The 16,190-nt window shown below is 40.5% G+C and carries 17 protein-coding genes; 7 read left to right on the top strand and 10 right to left on the bottom strand.

Going from position 1 to position 16,190, the window contains the following annotated elements:
• Nucleotides 1–699: a response regulator transcription factor gene (locus IPO83_18995; protein ID MBK9733345.1), complete on the top strand. Its 699-nt coding sequence runs from the start codon at nucleotides 1–3 to the stop codon at nucleotides 697–699.
• A 61-nt stretch (nucleotides 700–760) separates the two neighbouring features.
• Here IPO83_18995 and IPO83_18990 read toward each other — a convergent pair whose 3' ends face one another.
• The gene (locus IPO83_18990) at nucleotides 761–2,164 is read right to left on the bottom strand and encodes a hypothetical protein (protein MBK9733344.1); all 1,404 of its coding nucleotides are present in this window, start codon (nucleotides 2,162–2,164) and stop codon (nucleotides 761–763) included.
• 156 nt (nucleotides 2,165–2,320) lie between these two features.
• Here IPO83_18990 and IPO83_18985 point away from each other — a divergent pair, with 156 nt between their 5' ends.
• From IPO83_18985 to IPO83_18975, 3 genes are all read left to right on the top strand, one after another.
• The gene (locus IPO83_18985; protein ID MBK9733343.1) at nucleotides 2,321–3,328 is read left to right on the top strand and encodes a T9SS type A sorting domain-containing protein; all 1,008 of its coding nucleotides are present in this window, start codon (nucleotides 2,321–2,323) and stop codon (nucleotides 3,326–3,328) included.
• A 191-nt stretch (nucleotides 3,329–3,519) separates the two neighbouring features.
• A complete protein-coding gene (locus IPO83_18980; GenBank protein ID MBK9733342.1) occupies nucleotides 3,520–5,436 on the top strand; it encodes a T9SS type A sorting domain-containing protein in 1,917 nt (638 codons plus the stop codon).
• Nucleotides 5,437–5,662: 226 nt separating this feature from the next.
• Nucleotides 5,663–6,415, top strand: coding sequence for a PorT family protein (locus IPO83_18975; GenBank protein ID MBK9733341.1), 753 nt, complete (start codon nucleotides 5,663–5,665; stop codon nucleotides 6,413–6,415).
• A 39-nt stretch (nucleotides 6,416–6,454) separates the two neighbouring features.
• Here IPO83_18975 and IPO83_18970 read toward each other — a convergent pair whose 3' ends face one another.
• The gene (locus IPO83_18970; GenBank protein MBK9733340.1) at nucleotides 6,455–6,658 is read right to left on the bottom strand and encodes a hypothetical protein; all 204 of its coding nucleotides are present in this window, start codon (nucleotides 6,656–6,658) and stop codon (nucleotides 6,455–6,457) included.
• A 124-nt stretch (nucleotides 6,659–6,782) separates the two neighbouring features.
• Here IPO83_18970 and lon point away from each other — a divergent pair, with 124 nt between their 5' ends.
• A complete protein-coding gene (gene lon, locus IPO83_18965; GenBank protein MBK9733339.1) occupies nucleotides 6,783–9,194 on the top strand; it encodes an endopeptidase La in 2,412 nt (803 codons plus the stop codon).
• Nucleotides 9,195–9,289: 95 nt separating this feature from the next.
• On the opposite strand, the gene IPO83_18960 is transcribed toward lon, so the two are convergent.
• Complete coding sequence (locus tag IPO83_18960) at nucleotides 9,290–9,697, bottom strand: DUF983 domain-containing protein (protein ID MBK9733338.1); 408 nt, start codon at nucleotides 9,695–9,697, stop codon at nucleotides 9,290–9,292.
• Nucleotides 9,698–9,976: 279 nt separating this feature from the next.
• Between IPO83_18960 and IPO83_18955 the strand changes: the two genes are divergently transcribed.
• On the top strand, nucleotides 9,977–10,354 hold the full coding sequence (locus IPO83_18955) for a DUF4920 domain-containing protein (protein MBK9733337.1): 378 nt from the start codon (nucleotides 9,977–9,979) through the stop codon (nucleotides 10,352–10,354).
• 48 nt (nucleotides 10,355–10,402) lie between these two features.
• On the top strand, nucleotides 10,403–10,786 hold the full coding sequence (locus tag IPO83_18950) for a hypothetical protein (GenBank protein ID MBK9733336.1): 384 nt from the start codon (nucleotides 10,403–10,405) through the stop codon (nucleotides 10,784–10,786).
• Between the two features lie 14 nt (nucleotides 10,787–10,800).
• On the opposite strand, the gene IPO83_18945 is transcribed toward IPO83_18950, so the two are convergent.
• From IPO83_18945 to trmD, 7 genes are all read right to left on the bottom strand, one after another.
• Nucleotides 10,801–11,565, bottom strand: a complete 765-nt coding sequence (locus IPO83_18945; GenBank protein MBK9733335.1) for an ATP-binding cassette domain-containing protein — start codon at nucleotides 11,563–11,565, stop codon at nucleotides 10,801–10,803.
• 51 nt (nucleotides 11,566–11,616) lie between these two features.
• The gene (locus IPO83_18940) at nucleotides 11,617–12,486 is read right to left on the bottom strand and encodes an ABC transporter permease (protein MBK9733334.1); all 870 of its coding nucleotides are present in this window, start codon (nucleotides 12,484–12,486) and stop codon (nucleotides 11,617–11,619) included.
• Nucleotides 12,487–13,449, bottom strand: coding sequence for an ABC transporter substrate-binding protein (locus tag IPO83_18935; GenBank protein MBK9733333.1), 963 nt, complete (start codon nucleotides 13,447–13,449; stop codon nucleotides 12,487–12,489).
• 178 nt (nucleotides 13,450–13,627) lie between these two features.
• Nucleotides 13,628–14,212: a dephospho-CoA kinase gene (locus IPO83_18930; protein MBK9733332.1), complete on the bottom strand. Its 585-nt coding sequence runs from the start codon at nucleotides 14,210–14,212 to the stop codon at nucleotides 13,628–13,630.
• A 91-nt stretch (nucleotides 14,213–14,303) separates the two neighbouring features.
• Complete coding sequence (gene yajC, locus IPO83_18925; protein MBK9733331.1) at nucleotides 14,304–14,624, bottom strand: preprotein translocase subunit YajC; 321 nt, start codon at nucleotides 14,622–14,624, stop codon at nucleotides 14,304–14,306.
• A 105-nt stretch (nucleotides 14,625–14,729) separates the two neighbouring features.
• Nucleotides 14,730–15,188 carry a DUF1573 domain-containing protein gene (locus IPO83_18920; protein ID MBK9733330.1) on the bottom strand — a complete coding sequence of 153 codons (459 nt, stop codon included), beginning with the start codon at nucleotides 15,186–15,188 and terminating at the stop codon, nucleotides 14,730–14,732.
• Between the two features lie 84 nt (nucleotides 15,189–15,272).
• On the bottom strand, nucleotides 15,273–15,944 hold the full coding sequence (trmD, locus tag IPO83_18915) for a tRNA (guanosine(37)-N1)-methyltransferase TrmD (protein ID MBK9733329.1): 672 nt from the start codon (nucleotides 15,942–15,944) through the stop codon (nucleotides 15,273–15,275).
• Nucleotides 15,945–16,190 lie beyond the last annotated feature (246 nt).

Below are 16,190 nucleotides of genomic sequence, written 5' to 3'. Positions count from 1 at the left end.
ATGCTAAAGTGTATCATAGTAGATGATGAGCCGCTTGCACAGGAAGTGCTCGAAAATTATGTGCAAAGGGTAGGAGGTGAATTGAACCTCGTTAAAAAATGCAGTAATGCGTTGGATGCTTTTCAATCGCTGCACAACGAAAAGATAGACCTGCTCTTCCTCGATATACAGATGCCGGTGATCGATGGCTTGTCGTTTTTAAAATCGTTGAAGAATCCGCCTGCGGTCATTCTTACCACGGCGTATCCAAATCACGCGATTGAAGGTTTTGATCTTGATGTGGTTGATTATTTGTTGAAGCCGATTTCATTTGAACGTTTTCTGAAAGCGGTAAACAAAGTGATTGAAATGCGCAAAGCGATGAGCAATCCGGAAGGTAATACTGATTACATGTTTGTAAAAGTGGATAGCAAGCTCGTAAAGATTAACTATGCTGATATTATTTATATTGAAGGCATGAAAGACTATTTGAAAATATTTGTGAAAGAACGTCCGCTGGTTGTGCATCAGACGATGAAGAAGATTGAAGACTTATTGCCCAGGAATAAGTTTATCCGTGTTCATAAATCATACATCGTTGCTATCAGTGCAGTGAACTCCATTGTTGGGAATTTTATTGAAATCAATGGAAAGGAAATCCCGATTGGTGCCAATTATAAAGAGCACCTGATAAAGCTGGTATTTAAACTGAATACATGAGAGTAGTGAGTAGTGAGTATTGAATAAAGGTCGTTAGTCTTTAGTTGGTTATTGGTTATATTCATTTCTTAATCCGCTCCTCCAGTCTTTCCATCAGCCACTTTCTTTCAGCGAGGTGAAGGCTCCTGGTCAGTTCCTGTTTCAGTTTATGCAGGCGCTTTTGCTCATGCGACTTTGCATTCATCAGCTTGTAGAGAAAATTGATGAAGTTCTGATTGTTCTTTTTATGAACAGCTGATATTTCTGAATTCCGGTGAATGAATACCCTGAACGCATTCATCGCAGAATCGAGTGAATCCCATTCTTTCAATTCATAAAAAACTTCAATCAATAATTTTTTACTGTCGATCTTGTAGAAGACATTGTGATATTCCACTTGCTGCAACAGCAACAATACATCATCATATTCCTGTTTATGAAAATGAAGCAGTGCCATTGAATAATTATACGCATCAACGCGTATTTCAAAGGGAGTTATACAATCTTTCTTTTCCTCAATAAAATTTTGTGCAATTGCTGATTTGCCCATTCGAAGGCAAAGTGTCATGAAAGTTTTTACCTCACCTGAAGTAATTTCATTTGCCTGTGGAAGACGTCTTTCAAGCAGGAGATACAGCATTTCATAATATGTTTCATGACCGGTATTAATTTGCCTGATGCAATGATTCTCCAGGATCTTGCTGAAGGTGCTGAGTTCATGCGGACCCAGTTGCTTTTCGTGCTCATTCAAAAGCTGATACAATTTGTTGAACTGAATTTGTGGTTCTTCATCATTCAGCAAGAGCACACTGTAACTGTAACCCAGGATAATCTGGTTGTCAGGAAAAGTCTTTTTTGCAAGACTGTCGCGGATTTCCGACAGAAAAAAATTTTCCGCCTCATTCCTGTAAATGAAATTGTTACTGAGCCGGACGCAGGTCATTTTCAGCTTATTCAAAAAATAGAATGACTCCAGGTTTTTGAAAAGATGATTAAGTGTATAATCTTTTGAGCGTTTTGCATGAAAATTACTCTTCAACTGCTCAATCCGGAAACGGAGGTGGAAATAATGTTCATTATGAAAAGGAATCGCAGCCACTTTCTTTTCCAACTCCCCGATACGTTTTAAGGTGTAATCATTGTTCTCTGTTTTCATAAAATGTTCGAGCTGTAACATTTCAGACTCATAAGGAACAGCGAAAACAACCCTGGCTCCGATAAAATGATTCACCAATTTCAGAATATCACTTTGCAGCAATCTTATTTTTGAATCATTAAATGGTTGTCTCAGGAACAATTGCTTAAAAGCAACTTCTTTCTTTAGCCGTGGGGAACCAAAATCCGGCTGGCAGGCAAGAATATATTCAAGCAATTCCATCCCCTTCTCACTTACCGGTACCAGTCCGGATTGTGCAAAGCGGGCTAAATCAACCAGCTCTTTACGCTGGAGGGTGCGCAGGGTTTTTATCAGCTTAGTTTCATGCACTATTCTTCGATGGAAATAGTAAAAAGTTGAGGTACTTAAAACCGCTTTTTAGGTACAATTAAGAAAAAAAGTAATTAAAAAGGCTTGAAAATAATAGCAACTTACCTTTTAATTCACGAAATTGACACAAAACTATTCAACCAATCCAGAAGCCAAATGAAAAACATAAACCTACCCAACGTTCTTTCGTTTTTGATCGCTGCGCTGTTGCTGATCTCCTCAAGTGCGGCTGATGCGCAAAATTGTATTCCTCCGTTGAAGCAGGTTGTATTGTATGATCAGTCCGGTAACTTTTATGTGTATTGGAAACCTGCAACAACGGGCACTTCCGTAAACTATAAAGTGCAGGTAAAGTGTGTGGACTTGCCGGCGTGTTTCTATACAGTAACTGTAACAAATGCGAATGTGCTGCATATGAATGGAGGATACCTCGGCGTTAAAATCCCCGCGTTACCAATGTTGTCCTCCACGGTAAAACTCAGCATTTTCGCACCCAATTGTCCTGATCAGTTTACGCTGGCGTTTGTACTTACACTGGATATCATAACCGATAACCTTGATATTGCCATTGCTTCCTGTGATAGTGATACCTGTAAGCTGGTAGTAAGCAAATGGACCAAGCTGAAGAATCTTTCTGATTATGCAACATCAAAATGTGGTGGAGGCGCTGCTGTAGCTGCATCAACTGTAAGCGCGATTGACGCACCAATAGATATTTTGCTCCGTAAAACAGCGGCCGGTAAATGGCAAATGAAGAGCCTCGACACTTTAAATTGTGATTCCTGTTATGTCTTTAACTTCCAGATTTCCTGTCCAAGTGGCAGTATTTATTATGTGCAGGATACTATTTGTTTCAATTATACGGGACCTGACATCGGATGCAGAGAATCCGGTATTTTGGCTGCATTAAATCCGCTGACCATCTATCCGAATCCTGCTACTGATTATTGCACCATCAGGATTGATCTGAAAGAAGCAGCAGATGTTTCAGTGGCGCTTTACAATTCAATTGGTCAACAATTGAACATGGAAGATTTGGCAGGTTCACTGGATGAAGGAATGAATGAATTGGAATTTTCTGTAGCTGATCTTTCTCCCGGATTATATATTGTTGAACTACGTATAAATAATGATGTAAAAAGATTGAAGCTGCTGAAATTTTAAAAATTAGCTGTTGCTAAAATCGAATGCCTCCGAAAACGGGGGCATTCTTTTTTTCAGCCCTGCTGAAAAGCTACATACCAAACATATTGTAATTGCATCAGGAGTTGTGGTCAAGCTATTTTTGGTTCATCATTACGGCGGATGCTGAAAAGCCGGAACAGAGTAGGCACTCATTCTAAATCAAATTAGTCATGAAAAAATTAACTACGAACATGGTACTGCTGTTTGTTTGCCTTGCAGTATTCAACGTAACAGCACTTCGTGCACAAACATTTCAGAATACTATGCTTCCGGCAGGCTCTGACAATTATGTTGCAGGCGTAGCAGTAAGCAGTGATTATTGGGTAATTGGAAACACCAACAGCTTTGCGCCTTCACTGGGTACGGAACACATCCTGTTCTCCCGCTATACAGGTGCTACCGGTGCCTCGGCATGGGACCGTAAATACTATGACGGAGCAAATCCAACCATTTCTTATACCGCTACTGATATTCAGGCAGGATACGGCAACTTCACCGCATCACCTTCAACAAGTCAGTTGCCTTGCAGTTTTTCGGTGTGCCCGGTTTTTGCACCCGCAGTAAATGCAGTGGCGGTGCCGAAATCAAAAAACTATTTTTATGTAAGTGGTTATTACAAAGATCCTGCGCTTGGTGTTCGCCGGCCGGTGATGATCAAATTTGATAATAATGGCAATATACTGTGGGTACGTACCAATATTTTTGCTGCAGGAGCCATTTATGATGAAACAGGTATTTCTATTGAGTCGTGCCCTAATGGTGATGCGATCATGGTTTCATCTGTTACCAATCCTGCAACAGGAATAACTTTTCCGGCTATCACACGTGTGGATATTAACGGCGTGTTGCTTTGGAGGTTTTTTTATAACCCACCTACTTTCCAGATTCCTGCCAACTTCATTCCACACCAATCATGTGTTTACCGTGAGTTCTTAAACGGCAATGTAAATGATCCCATTGGAATTACCATTACCGGTGAACGGAATGTGCCCGGCGTTGCAGGCTCTACTCATTTTGTTATGCGTGTTCGATATGATGGAATGATGCTTTGGAAAGTAGATTATCCATTTACTACACCAAGCGGTGTTTTACCAAAGGATCAGGGATGGGATATTATGTTTGAAGATGAGACCGTTGGCGTTGCCGGTACAGTGGACAATTTTGTAATTACAGGATTATCAAATGGAGTAGGAGTTGGGAACACTCCTGGTTGCCTCGGCTTTCTTTCAAGGGTAAACGTAAATACAGGCGCATTTGTAAATGCACATCGTTTCGGCGTACCCGGAACGACTGCGGCACCGAAGCCAATTACTTATGGACAGGGAATTTATCAGGCCAGGCTGATCGCGAAAGACGTAGTAATTACAGGTGGAGTAGATGATCCGAATACCGGTATTTTTTCAGACACCTATCTGCTCGAAATGGATATTACAAATGGTACAATAGTCAGGGCACATCACTACGCGCTTACCACACCCAATTTCCCTCGTACAGAAAGTGTAGTTTCAGTGAGCGGAGGTTATCCGACTCCCGGTTATTTCATCAGCACGAATTCACTGAATACCTATGGTGGAGCTACACTTACCGATGCGCATGTGATTAAAACAGATGGAATTGGTATGGTAAATCCAACTACTTGTCATTCAGACACCTTGAAATTAATAGTGGACACTGTAAAATCTACGCCCAATCAATATTGCACGGATCAGCTTTGTGATAATTTTATACAGCATCAGTTAGTCATGAAGAAAAAGACGCCCGCGCATGTGCTTTGTTTCTCTCCGCTTAAATTGGCCGATGATATTACAGCATCACTTGAACTTGGAGAAAATGAAATCGGTGTGTATCCGAATCCTGTAAATAGTAGTGTAACTATGCAACTGTACTTTACCGCCAATAATGCAGGTGATTACAACATTAAAGTGGTGGACATTAACGGAAGAGTGGTAAGTAATATCAGTCAACATTTTGAATCAGGAGATCAACAACTCGAAATTGAAACGGCGGTTCTTTCAGATGGTATGTACTTTATTTCAGTTTCTGACGGATTACATTCAGCTTCCACTAAATTTATCAAGATCAAATAACAGTAGTAAAATTTTAACTTATCAGGAAACCGCCCCGGAGATATGGGGCGGTTTTTTTCATTCGTAGTAAGCGAAATGCACTATAAAATTCATTTTGGAACCTCCATTATGAAGCGGCCATAGTTTAAGGCGAAATAGTATCTTGTCAACAGGTTTAATCACCTTAATTGAATAGTATGCCGTTTAAAGTGAAACCGGCACTTTATTAAATAAGAAAAAAACAACCATGAAAAAACTAAAAGCGTTGCTTATAATAACTGTGTTGCTGTTTACCTGTAGTCCCGCAGCACATTCACAAGTACTCATCACTTTGCTGTTGGGCGATAAATTAAATTCAGATAAACTTGAGTTCGGACTCGATGGAGGCGTGAATTTTTTAAACATGAGTAATACAGTCAATGCCAAGATACTTCCAGACTGGAATCTTGGTTTTTATTTTGATTTTAAACTGAAAGAAAAACTTTTTCTGCATACCGGCGTGCGCGTGAAAGCAAAAATGGGAACGAAAGGACTTGATCCATATACCCTGAATAGCATCTATCTTGACAGTGTTTTTGCTACAGGTTCTGTAGAAAGGAAAATTAATTACTTTAATGTTCCGGTATTGATGCGTTACCGCATTGTTGATTATTTTCATGCAGAAGGTGGTATTCAGTTGGGATTACGTTATACCGCCTTCGACAATTTCAAAAATACGGTAGTTGACAAAGATGATCTTGTATTTGCCAATAGTATTAAGGATAGTCTTAGCAGGTTAGATGCAGGGATACAATTTGGTTTGGGGTATAAACTTAAGCAAGGAAAGGGAATGACCATTTGTGCAGATTACTATTTTGGATTTGTTGATGTAAATAATTTTATCGCGGGCAGTCAGAAAAATTCAGCCATTTATTTAAATGTGAGTGTGCCTATTGGTAAAGGTAAAGCCGAGAAAAAGGCGTCAGAGAAAGCCGCTGAAGAAACGGAGGAGGTTAAATAATCGACATCCTTGTTGCTTATTACAGGTAGCTGCGTGCTGTTAAACAGCCATAATAGAACGCAGATCATTTTGATTGTTTAGATAAAACAGGATCAGCGCAATCATAAAAATGATACAGAACAGTATGCTATCAAACTTCAGTCTAACTTCTCCAATTCCCATTTCATCTCTTTTCCAGCTAATTAGTCGCATATAAATATCTATTTCAGCCATAATTTCCGATTTAAAGGCAAATGCCAGCATGGCGGGATATTTGACAATTGCGCGCGTTTGCAGTCTTCGTTTAAGTAGTTGAAAATTTTAGAATTACTTTGCAACTGAGCGCTGATAATTGAACCTAACAATTGCTGAAAACTAAATGAAAATTATGAATGACTTGAACCTGAGATTTGATATGCAGGGTATGGAAGAAGACATTGAGTTTATGCCTTTGATTACATTGGAAGAGGAGGGAGACGGAAAGAAGGATGTATTTGCAGATGTTATTCCTGTGCTTCCATTGCGCAATACCGTTTTGTTTCCCGGTGTTGTAATACCCATCACCGTTGGTCGCGATAAATCGATTAAAGCCGTAAGAGATGCTTATGCAGCAGATCGCTTTATCGGTGTTATTGCCCAGGTGGATGCGAATATGGAAGAGCCTGAGTTCAAGGATCTTCACAAAGTGGGAACGATGGCCAAGATTCTGAAAATGCTGAAGATGCCTGATGGCAGCACTACGGCAATCATTCAGGGAAAAATCAGGTTCTCTATCCGCGAATTCGTTTCTGCTGATCCTTATTTCAAAGCATCTATTGATGTGTTGAATGATATTCCTTATCCGGATGATAAACAGTTTGAGGCGATGGTTTCTTCGCTGAAGGAAATGGCGGGAAACATCATCAAGCTGTCTCCTAATATTCCTACGGAAGCCAGCATCATGCTTCGCAATATCGATTCTCCATCTTTCCTCATCAACTTTATCGCAAACAATCTTTCTATTGAATTGAAAGAAAAGCAGAAAGTGCTTGAGTTGAGCGATCTCAAAGAACGGGCGCAGGCTGTGCTGGTGCAGTTAGAATCAGAAATTCAAGTGCTGGAGCTAAAGAATAAAATTCAGAGTAAAGTACGATCAGATATTGAGAAACAGCAGAAGGATTATTTCCTGCAACAGCAGTTAAAAACAATTCAGGAAGAATTAGGAAGCTCTGATTCTATCGAGAAAGAAATTCAGAACCTGCGTGATCGTGCCGCTAAAAAGAAATGGGCGAAACCTGTTGCTGATCATTTTGAAAAGGAGGTGGGTAAACTGCAACGGATGAATCCTGCCGCGGCTGAACATTCCGTGATTTTGAATTATGTGGAATTGCTCCTTGATCTTCCGTGGAATGTTTTCACAAAAGATAAATTTGATTTAAGGCGTGCGAAAAAAATTCTTGAACAGGATCACTATGGATTGGAAAAAGTAAAGGATCGTATCCTTGAATATCTTGCTGTATTAAAACTGAAAGGCGATCTTAAATCTCCTATACTTTGCTTTGTCGGTCCTCCGGGAGTTGGTAAAACTTCTCTGGGCAAATCAATCGGGAAAGCATTGAACCGCAAATATGTGCGTATGTCATTGGGCGGATTACATGATGAAGCGGAGATTCGTGGTCATCGCAAAACATATATCGGTGCAATGCCCGGCCGCATCATTCAATCTTTAAAAAAAGCACAAACCTCCAATCCTGTTTTTGTGCTGGATGAAATTGATAAAGTAGGCGCAGACTTCCGAGGCGATCCGTCTTCCGCATTGTTGGAAGTTTTAGATCCTGAACAGAATAATTCTTTTTACGATCAGTATGTAGAGATTGAATACGACCTCTCAAAAGTTTTATTCATCGCTACCGCGAATTCTTTGCAAACCATTCAGCCTGCTTTGCGCGACAGAATGGAAATCATTGACATCAGTGGCTACAGTGTGGAAGAGAAAATTGAAATAGCAGAACGTCATTTGATTCCGAAGCAGTTAGAAGCACACGGATTGAAGAACAAGCATGTGCATTTTTCAAAACCCGTTATTCAAAAGATCATTGAAGATTACACCCGTGAATCCGGCGTGCGTGAACTCGATCGCAAACTTGCCGGTGTAATGCGATCTGTTGCAAAAGATGTTGCATTGGGTGAAAAGAGAAATGCGGAATTAACGGTGGAAGATATAAAACGCATCCTCGGCATCAAACGATTTGATGCCGAAATGTACCAGGAAGAAAATCCGCCTGGTGTTGCTATTGGTTTGGCATGGACCTATGTCGGCGGTGAAATTCTGTATGTAGAAACAGCCTTGAGTAAAGGCAAAGGCAATCTGAAGCTGACAGGAAATCTTGGTGATGTAATGAAGGAATCTGCATCAACAGCACTTACATATATTAAATCGCATGCTGAAAAAATAGGCATCCGGCAAGAAGATTTCGATAAGAAAGACATTCATATTCATGTACCGGAAGGAGCGATTCCTAAAGACGGACCTTCAGCAGGTGTTACGATGTTGAGCGCGATTGCATCTGCCTACAGCGGAAGAAAAGTGAAGAAATATCTTGCAATGACCGGTGAAATAACCTTGCGTGGAAAAGTGTTGCCTGTAGGTGGTATTAAAGAAAAAATACTGGCTGCCAAGCGAGCAGGAATGAAGGAGATCATGCTCTGCAAGATGAATGAAAAGGATATTTCAGAGATCAATCCTGAATTCATCAAAGGCATTACTTTTCATTATGTAGATGATATGATGCAGGTGCTGGAAATTGCTTTGGTGAAATAAATCTTGTATCCACTAAACTTTGGCAGGGCTGTCTTACAGCCTCTATATTAGTTATCTGATTCGATCCCTGCCAAAGTTGCTCAAAACAACCAACGTTATCGTGTGTCTTCCTGTTTATATTTCAGGAAAAGCTCCTTATTGAAGGGCATGTTTAATTGCAACCACACTACCCGGGAATATCGAAAGAATATTGGAAAGCCCACCACCAGCAACACAGCATTTCCTACAACTAGCACGGTTAAATTCCAGTCGGAAAGCAATCCCAACACAACAACACTTATTGCCGAAAATACCACGGTAATTACGTACGACATATACATAGAACCCCAGTAAAAACCTGTTTCAGGAAAAAAGGAAATGCCGCAGACAGGACATTTTTCCGGCATGTTGGAGATATCATTCAACGCATACGGATTTTTGTTCACGAACATATCACCATGGTGACAATGCGGACATTTTGCATGCGTGAATGCGTACCAGTGGCTTTCTTTATGTTGCGACATGCTGAAGTTTTAAAGGTGAATACTGTATGGCTGCAAAGCAACGAAAATTGATTGGGAATGAGTAGTGAGTAGTGAGTAGTGAGTAGTGAGTAGTAAGTAGTGATTCGTCAGTCTTATAGTCTTATAGTCTTACAGTCTTACAGTCTTATAGTCTTACAGTCTTCAGTCAATTAGTAATTGGTCATTTGTCATTGAGTCGCCTGCTCATACCCATCAATTGCAACTTGTAAATTGTTAAACCCATCGAATCGTTTATTTTTGACGCCAGATTATCCGCTTATGAAAATTCTTGCCATCGTTTTTTCTTTCGCAGTGATTGCTTCCTGCAACAATGTACCTATTGAACCAAAGTTCTATGGTCAGACTTTTGACACCACGCAAGTGATCACGGTCGCTGATTTGGTTGGGAAAATGGAAGGCCAGGCAAAGGTTGAAGCGGTGATAACAGGCCAAATTACGGAATCGTGCCAGGCAGAAGGCTGCTGGTTAAACTTGAAAAATGAAAAAGGCAATGATGTCTTTGTCGATTGGGACCGGCAGTTCAATACTCCAAAAAATATTTCAGGAAGACATGCGATGGCAAAAGGATATGCATACATTGATTCCACCAAAACAGAACGCGTGATTGCGTTTAAAGCAAGCGGTGTTTTTTTATAACCTGACTTTTAATTTTTTTTATTAATCTCAAAACTTCCGGGTAATACCATGAAAGAACTGCTATTGCTTATATCACTTTGTTTGTTTTCGACTAGTGCTTTTTGTCAACAAAATCCTGCTGCGACCGGTGAAATGAAAACATATTATCTCGTATTCCTGAAGAAGGGAACTAACCGTTCACAGGATTCTACAACGGCTGCTGCGATTCAGGAAGGTCATATGGCGCACTTAAATAAAATGGCGGCATCAGGGAAAATGGATTTAGCAGGACCACTGATGGAAGATGGTGACATTCGTGGAATTTGCGTTTATAATACGGCTAATCTGGAAGAAGCTAAGAAGCTGGCCGAAGAAGATCCTGCGGTAAAGTCAGGGAGATTGATGGTTGAAATACATCCCTGGTATTCTATGAAGGGTGCTTGTCTGAAATAAGTTTGTGATGAATATTATACCATCACAGGATTATCAAACCACGCATACAAATTATTTACATTCAATGTAATCTTCTGGTCGGAAAAAATATCCTGAATAATTTTTCCCTGTTGCATCATGATTAAACGGTTACCGTATTTAACAGCATGCTGCATATTATGGGTTACGAGGATGGCACTAAGTTGCAATTCATGAATCACTTTGTCCGCAATGAGCATGATCTTTTCTGATGATTTAGGATCCAGAGCCGCTGTAGGTTCATCGAGCAGCAATATTTTTGAATGATCTATAACAGACATCAATAAAGTTAAAGCTTGTCTTTGACCGCCTGAAAGTTTTCCCACCATGGTTTCCAGCTTGTTTTCAAGTCCAAGATTTAGAATGGATAATCGCTCCTGCACTTTTGATTTGAATGCAGCATTAACACCGGTTTTGAATGTTTTAGATTGGGTACGTAATGCTGCGAGTCGAAAGTTATCGATAATAGTAAGGTCTGGTGCTGTGCCTGCCATCGGATCCTGAAATACACGCGCAATATATTTACTCCGTTTAAAATCTCTTTGCGAGGTAACATTCTTTTCATCAATGAAAATAGTTCCCTTATCAGGAAAATAGGTGCCTGCAATAAGGTTGAGCAAAGTGGATTTTCCGGAGCCATTTGATCCGATAATGACAACAAATTCGCCATCCTTAACCTGTAATGTACAATCGTCAAGTGCCGGCACTTCGTTCGGAGTGCTTTTGTTGAAATGTTTTGTAACGTGATTGAGTTGGAGCATTTCTTTTTTTATTCAATGCATTTGATTGCTTTGTTTTTGCTGTTATGCAATTCAACTGCTTTTTTTGGTTTTTAAATTTGGCAACCCAACAACGATTAAAACTATCACGGCGGTCACTAATTTCAACCAGTTCGGATTGATGCCCAGCGTAAGTGCAAGTCCGATGATAATTCTGAAAAGAACACAACCGGCTATTACACCGATCAAACGAACAGGAATGGATTGCACATTGAGGAATCCGAGTAGTGATTCACCCATCATTACGGCTCCCAATCCAAAAATTACAATACCGATGCCCATATTGATATCAGAGAACTGCTGAAACTGACACACCAGAAATCCGCTGAGTGCTGTGAGTGCATTCGCAATCATGAGTCCAATTACTTTCATGTTTGGTGTATTTACGCCTAATGCACGAATCATTGTTTCGCTGTTGCCAGTCGCACGCATAGCTAATCCGAAATCAGTTCTCAGCAACCAGGAAATCAGCAGCCATAAACAAATCGCGAACAGTGTCATCACCGCAAGCCAGTTGTATTGTTCATTCGTTGACCAATGGAAGTATTGAATGACGTTTGTAGTATTTATTAAAGGAATATTCGATCGTCCCATCACTGATAAATTGACTGAATACAAAGCTGTCATCACCAAAATACCGGCGAGTAGCGGATTGATTTTTAAGCGTGTATGGATCATTCCGGTTGCAAATCCTGCCATCGCGCCTGACGCAATCGTAAGCAGAAGAATGAAAGGCAATGCAATATGTTGCGTAAGCAAGGCGGCTGTTATAGCAGCACCTAAAGTATAACTGCCATCGGTGGTGATATCCGGAATATTGAAAATACGAAGCGTGATGTAAATGCCCAGGCCCATTCCACAATAAGCGAGTCCAAGCAGGAGGGCGGAGAGATAAAAGTCCATTTACTGCAATGGCTCAAAAGGTGACGTGAAAGTGATGTTGAATTGTTGGGCAACTGCAGGATTGTAAATTCTCTTTCTCACTTTCAATAATTCAGGGTGAAGGTTATTAAGATTCCCTTGCTTTAAAAATTGGGATGCCTGTTCACCTGCCTGGTATCCCCACTGATAAATATCTGCACCATAAGCAGCCACTGCACCACGCTTTACAAGTCCTGCTTCCGAAGTGAAGATGGGAATATTTTTATCGTCGCAGCTTTTGGCGATGATTTCAAACGATGCGAAAATAGTATTGTCAGGCATTGCAAAAAAGGCATCAATATTTTTATTGAGCAGGGAACTTAACACTAATTGTGTTTCGGAGGAATTGTTTACGGGTAAAGCGATCAATGTCAATCCAAGCAGCTTGCACTGATTGGTGATTTCTTGCAGCGCAGCCTGCGATTGAGGCTCCGCCTGGTTAAACACTGTTCCGATAGTTTTAGCATTGGGTAAAACCTGTTTGATTACGCTGACAGAAGTATCAATATAGGCAAGTGTTTCATAGACACCGAATAAATTTTCCGGAGCCTTGCCGGCGCTATCAGTAAGTCCGGCCATTTTTGGAGCAGGAGCCACCATCATACATACCGGAATGTTTTTGGTTTTTTGCGCTGCAGTAATGGTTGCCAGCGTTGCATTGGTAGCAATGAGGTTTACTTTTTCGGAAATGAAATAATCTACAGATTGTGTAAGAGCAGGAATATCACCTTGTGCATTTCTGTAAATCACTTTGATCGTTCCGCTGTCTTCGCTGAAACCGTTTTTATTCAGTGCAGCAAAAAATCCTTGTTTTGCCTGATCAATGGTTTCATCCTGGAAGGCATCAAGAAAAGCAACCACCGGAACGGCGGTTTTATCCTTTTCAGGATTGGAAGTGCAGGAGGAAGCACAAACCATCAGAAAGAGCCACAAAGATTTTTTCATAAGATTAAAATTGGAGGTTGACAAATATACCTATTCATGTAGAGACGCGAAGCATGGCGTCTCCAATCAAAATTGTCAAATTTTGATTTCAATGATCTAAAAAACCTCATCACTGTTTGTGCTGTCGCAATATTGCATTCATTGAAAGACGCCAGGCATGGCGTCTCTACGTATTGCATTATTGATTCAATAATTCTCTGTGGATAGACAACACCTGCGGAATAATCAATTGTTCTTCATCATTGTGAATGATGAATCTTGCACGTTTTATTTTTTTTTCTTCAGGCCATTGATTTTTCATGCGCGAACGAATTGCTGATTCGTTGCTATGATCACGTTGTGAAACACGTTCAATTCGAAGCCATTCCGGTGATGCAACAACAATTACTGCATCCAAAAATGCATCAGCACCTGCTTCAAAAATAAGCGCTGCTTCTTTGATTATATACGGGACATTTTTCTGTTGAGTAGCCCAGGATTCAAATTTCCGGAAGACAGCAGGATGGGTAATTGAGTTTAACGCGGCTAGTTTTTCAGGATTGTTAAAAACGATTGCTGCTAATGCTTTTTTATCTAACTTCTTTTCGTGGTAAATATCTTCACCAAAAACATTTTTGATTGAATGCGCTATTTCCTCATCTTCCTCCAGCATTTTCTTCGATTCATCATCGGCATAGAAAACAGGGATGCCCAGCGTTTCAAAAATGTGGCATACAGTAGTTTTGCCGGTGCCAATACCGCCTGTGATACCGATTTTTAACATCTGTGAAAACTGTTTTCAATAGAAAAAGTAAAGCACTCAGTTGCCTGAATCCAGCCGGAATTTATTGAGCTGTTCAGCACCCTTCAAAAAATTATTTCTGTGCTGTTGCGGGTGATTGCAGTGTCTTGGTATATTCCATGGAGATACCACTACGCTCCATCACCACTTTGGTATTGGTATCAATTTCCACTTCGAGCGTTCCGCTTTCATTCACTTTTGAAATTCTGCCATGGATTCCGGCTACGGTAATTATTTTATCTCCTTTCTGCAGGTTCTCCAGGAAAGTGCGCTGGTCTTTTGCTTTCTTAGACTGCGGGCGGATCATAAAAAAATACATTACTGCAAAAACTCCAACGAGCAATACTAAATTCATATAGCCTGCTCCGCTGCTGGAGCCGGAAGGAGTGGTCATGAGGAAGATGTTGAGTAGGGTCATTTCTTAAAATTGTTTAACTGTTTAATGGTTGCGCAAACTTGTTGCTATTATTAATGAATAAAAGACGTTGTAGGAATTGAGTTATTTGAAAACAACGCCGGAAATTTTAATGGTCTGCGTGTTAGGATATGTATTGGCAGTAATAACAATGCCTTTATTGAACTCACCTTCACGTCCTTTACTATTGTATTGCACCTTTATTTTATCAGATGCTCCAGGCTGTATGAGTTCTTTGGGCCATTCCGGTGTAGTGCAACCGCAGGAAGCTTTGACCGCAGAAATCAATAGGGGGACATCGCCGGTATTGGTAAACCTGAAGTCATAAGTTACTTTATCACCTTCCTTTATTTTCCCGAAGTCATGCTCCGTGGTTTCGAATACTATTTCGGCAACCTTTTGATTGGTGGTGTCGCCGGAAATGGTGGCCGGGTTCTGAACCAGGTTACCATCCACTTTTTCATCAGTTTTTTTATTGCCTGATTGCTGGCAACCAAAAAATGCTACGGCAAAAACAAGAGCAAGAAAAGAAAGCTTATTCACTGTAAGTAAAAATTTAGGGTGCAAAGTTATGAAATGAAGACAGTATAAAAAACTGAAGGCTGAATATCATCGATAGTAGGTTCATCATAACAAATCAGGCCTTCTTACGCGTGTTCTTTCCAACGCGAGTTCATGCCGCCAATCATCGATTTTTTTTTGGTTTCCTGATAGGAGAATGTCAGGAACCTTCCAATTATTGTATTCCTCAGGGCGTGTATAAACGGGTGGTGCAAGCAGGTTATCCTGAAAAGAATCGAAGAGTGCGGATGATTCATCATTCAACACGCCGGGTATCAGTCTTCCAATGGCATCCACCACCACTGCGGCAGCCAATTCTCCTCCACTTAAAACATAATCACCTATTGAAATTTCTTTCGTAATTAAATGATCACGGATACGCTGATCAATGCCCTTATAATGGCCACAAAGAATGATAAGATTTTCATGCAGCGACAAGCGATTAGCCATTTGCTGGTTGAAAAGTAAACCATCAGGCGACATGTAAATCACTTCATCGTAATTACGCGCTGATTTAAGATGATCAAGGCAGCGAACAACAGGTTCTATCATCAGCACCATTCCTGCGCCGCCACCATACTGATAATCGTCAACCTGTTTATGTTTGAATGGAGTATAGTCGCGAAGGTTGTGCAACTCCACTTCCAATAGTCGTTTATCGCTTGCTCTCTTGAGTATCGAATGTTCAAATGGCCCCTTCAGCAATTCCGGCAACAATGTGATGATGTCAATGCGCATGCAGATTATTTCACTGGTAAAAATAGTTTATAATTGGAAGGTTGGGTTAACTTGAGTGCAGGAAGAGCATGAAGTCTGTCTGGAAACAAATCATGGAGTTATGCTGATCGATCATCCGACATTCGGAAAATATTTTCAAGAAGAAGTTATTTTCACAGTGCACATAATCTGTTCATCAATGGCTTCGCAGGTCCCCTTTCCCTCCTGGTTAATGTTGTTTTTAACTCTTGGTTGTCTCGCTGTAAT

This window comes from Chitinophagaceae bacterium (assembly GCA_016717285.1).
In the GTDB taxonomy this organism is placed as follows: Bacteria; Bacteroidota; Bacteroidia; order Chitinophagales; family UBA10324; genus JACCZZ01.
The sequence above is the reverse complement of the archived record's forward strand: the minus strand, read 5'-3'. Positions and strand labels throughout refer to the sequence as shown.

What these genes read in the sequence shown, in the direction of transcription:
- IPO83_18995 (MBK9733345.1), top strand. Translation starts at nt 1, where the DNA reads ATGCTAAAGTGTATCATAGTAGATGATGAGCCGCTTGCACAGGAAGTG.
- IPO83_18985 (MBK9733343.1), top strand. Translation starts at nt 2,321, where the DNA reads ATGAAAAACATAAACCTACCCAACGTTCTTTCGTTTTTGATCGCTGCG.
- IPO83_18980 (MBK9733342.1), top strand. Translation starts at nt 3,520, where the DNA reads ATGAAAAAATTAACTACGAACATGGTACTGCTGTTTGTTTGCCTTGCA.
- IPO83_18975 (MBK9733341.1), top strand. Translation starts at nt 5,663, where the DNA reads ATGAAAAAACTAAAAGCGTTGCTTATAATAACTGTGTTGCTGTTTACC.
- IPO83_18970 (MBK9733340.1), bottom strand. Translation starts at nt 6,658, where the DNA reads ATGCTGGCATTTGCCTTTAAATCGGAAATTATGGCTGAAATAGATATT.
- lon (MBK9733339.1), top strand. Translation starts at nt 6,783, where the DNA reads ATGAATGACTTGAACCTGAGATTTGATATGCAGGGTATGGAAGAAGAC.
- IPO83_18960 (MBK9733338.1), bottom strand. Translation starts at nt 9,697, where the DNA reads ATGTCGCAACATAAAGAAAGCCACTGGTACGCATTCACGCATGCAAAA.
- IPO83_18955 (MBK9733337.1), top strand. Translation starts at nt 9,977, where the DNA reads ATGAAAATTCTTGCCATCGTTTTTTCTTTCGCAGTGATTGCTTCCTGC.
- IPO83_18950 (MBK9733336.1), top strand. Translation starts at nt 10,403, where the DNA reads ATGAAAGAACTGCTATTGCTTATATCACTTTGTTTGTTTTCGACTAGT.
- IPO83_18945 (MBK9733335.1), bottom strand. Translation starts at nt 11,565, where the DNA reads ATGCTCCAACTCAATCACGTTACAAAACATTTCAACAAAAGCACTCCG.
- IPO83_18940 (MBK9733334.1), bottom strand. Translation starts at nt 12,486, where the DNA reads ATGGACTTTTATCTCTCCGCCCTCCTGCTTGGACTCGCTTATTGTGGA.
- IPO83_18935 (MBK9733333.1), bottom strand. Translation starts at nt 13,449, where the DNA reads ATGAAAAAATCTTTGTGGCTCTTTCTGATGGTTTGTGCTTCCTCCTGC.
- IPO83_18930 (MBK9733332.1), bottom strand. Translation starts at nt 14,212, where the DNA reads ATGTTAAAAATCGGTATCACAGGCGGTATTGGCACCGGCAAAACTACT.
- yajC (MBK9733331.1), bottom strand. Translation starts at nt 14,624, where the DNA reads ATGACCACTCCTTCCGGCTCCAGCAGCGGAGCAGGCTATATGAATTTA.
- trmD (MBK9733329.1), bottom strand. Translation starts at nt 15,944, where the DNA reads ATGCGCATTGACATCATCACATTGTTGCCGGAATTGCTGAAGGGGCCA.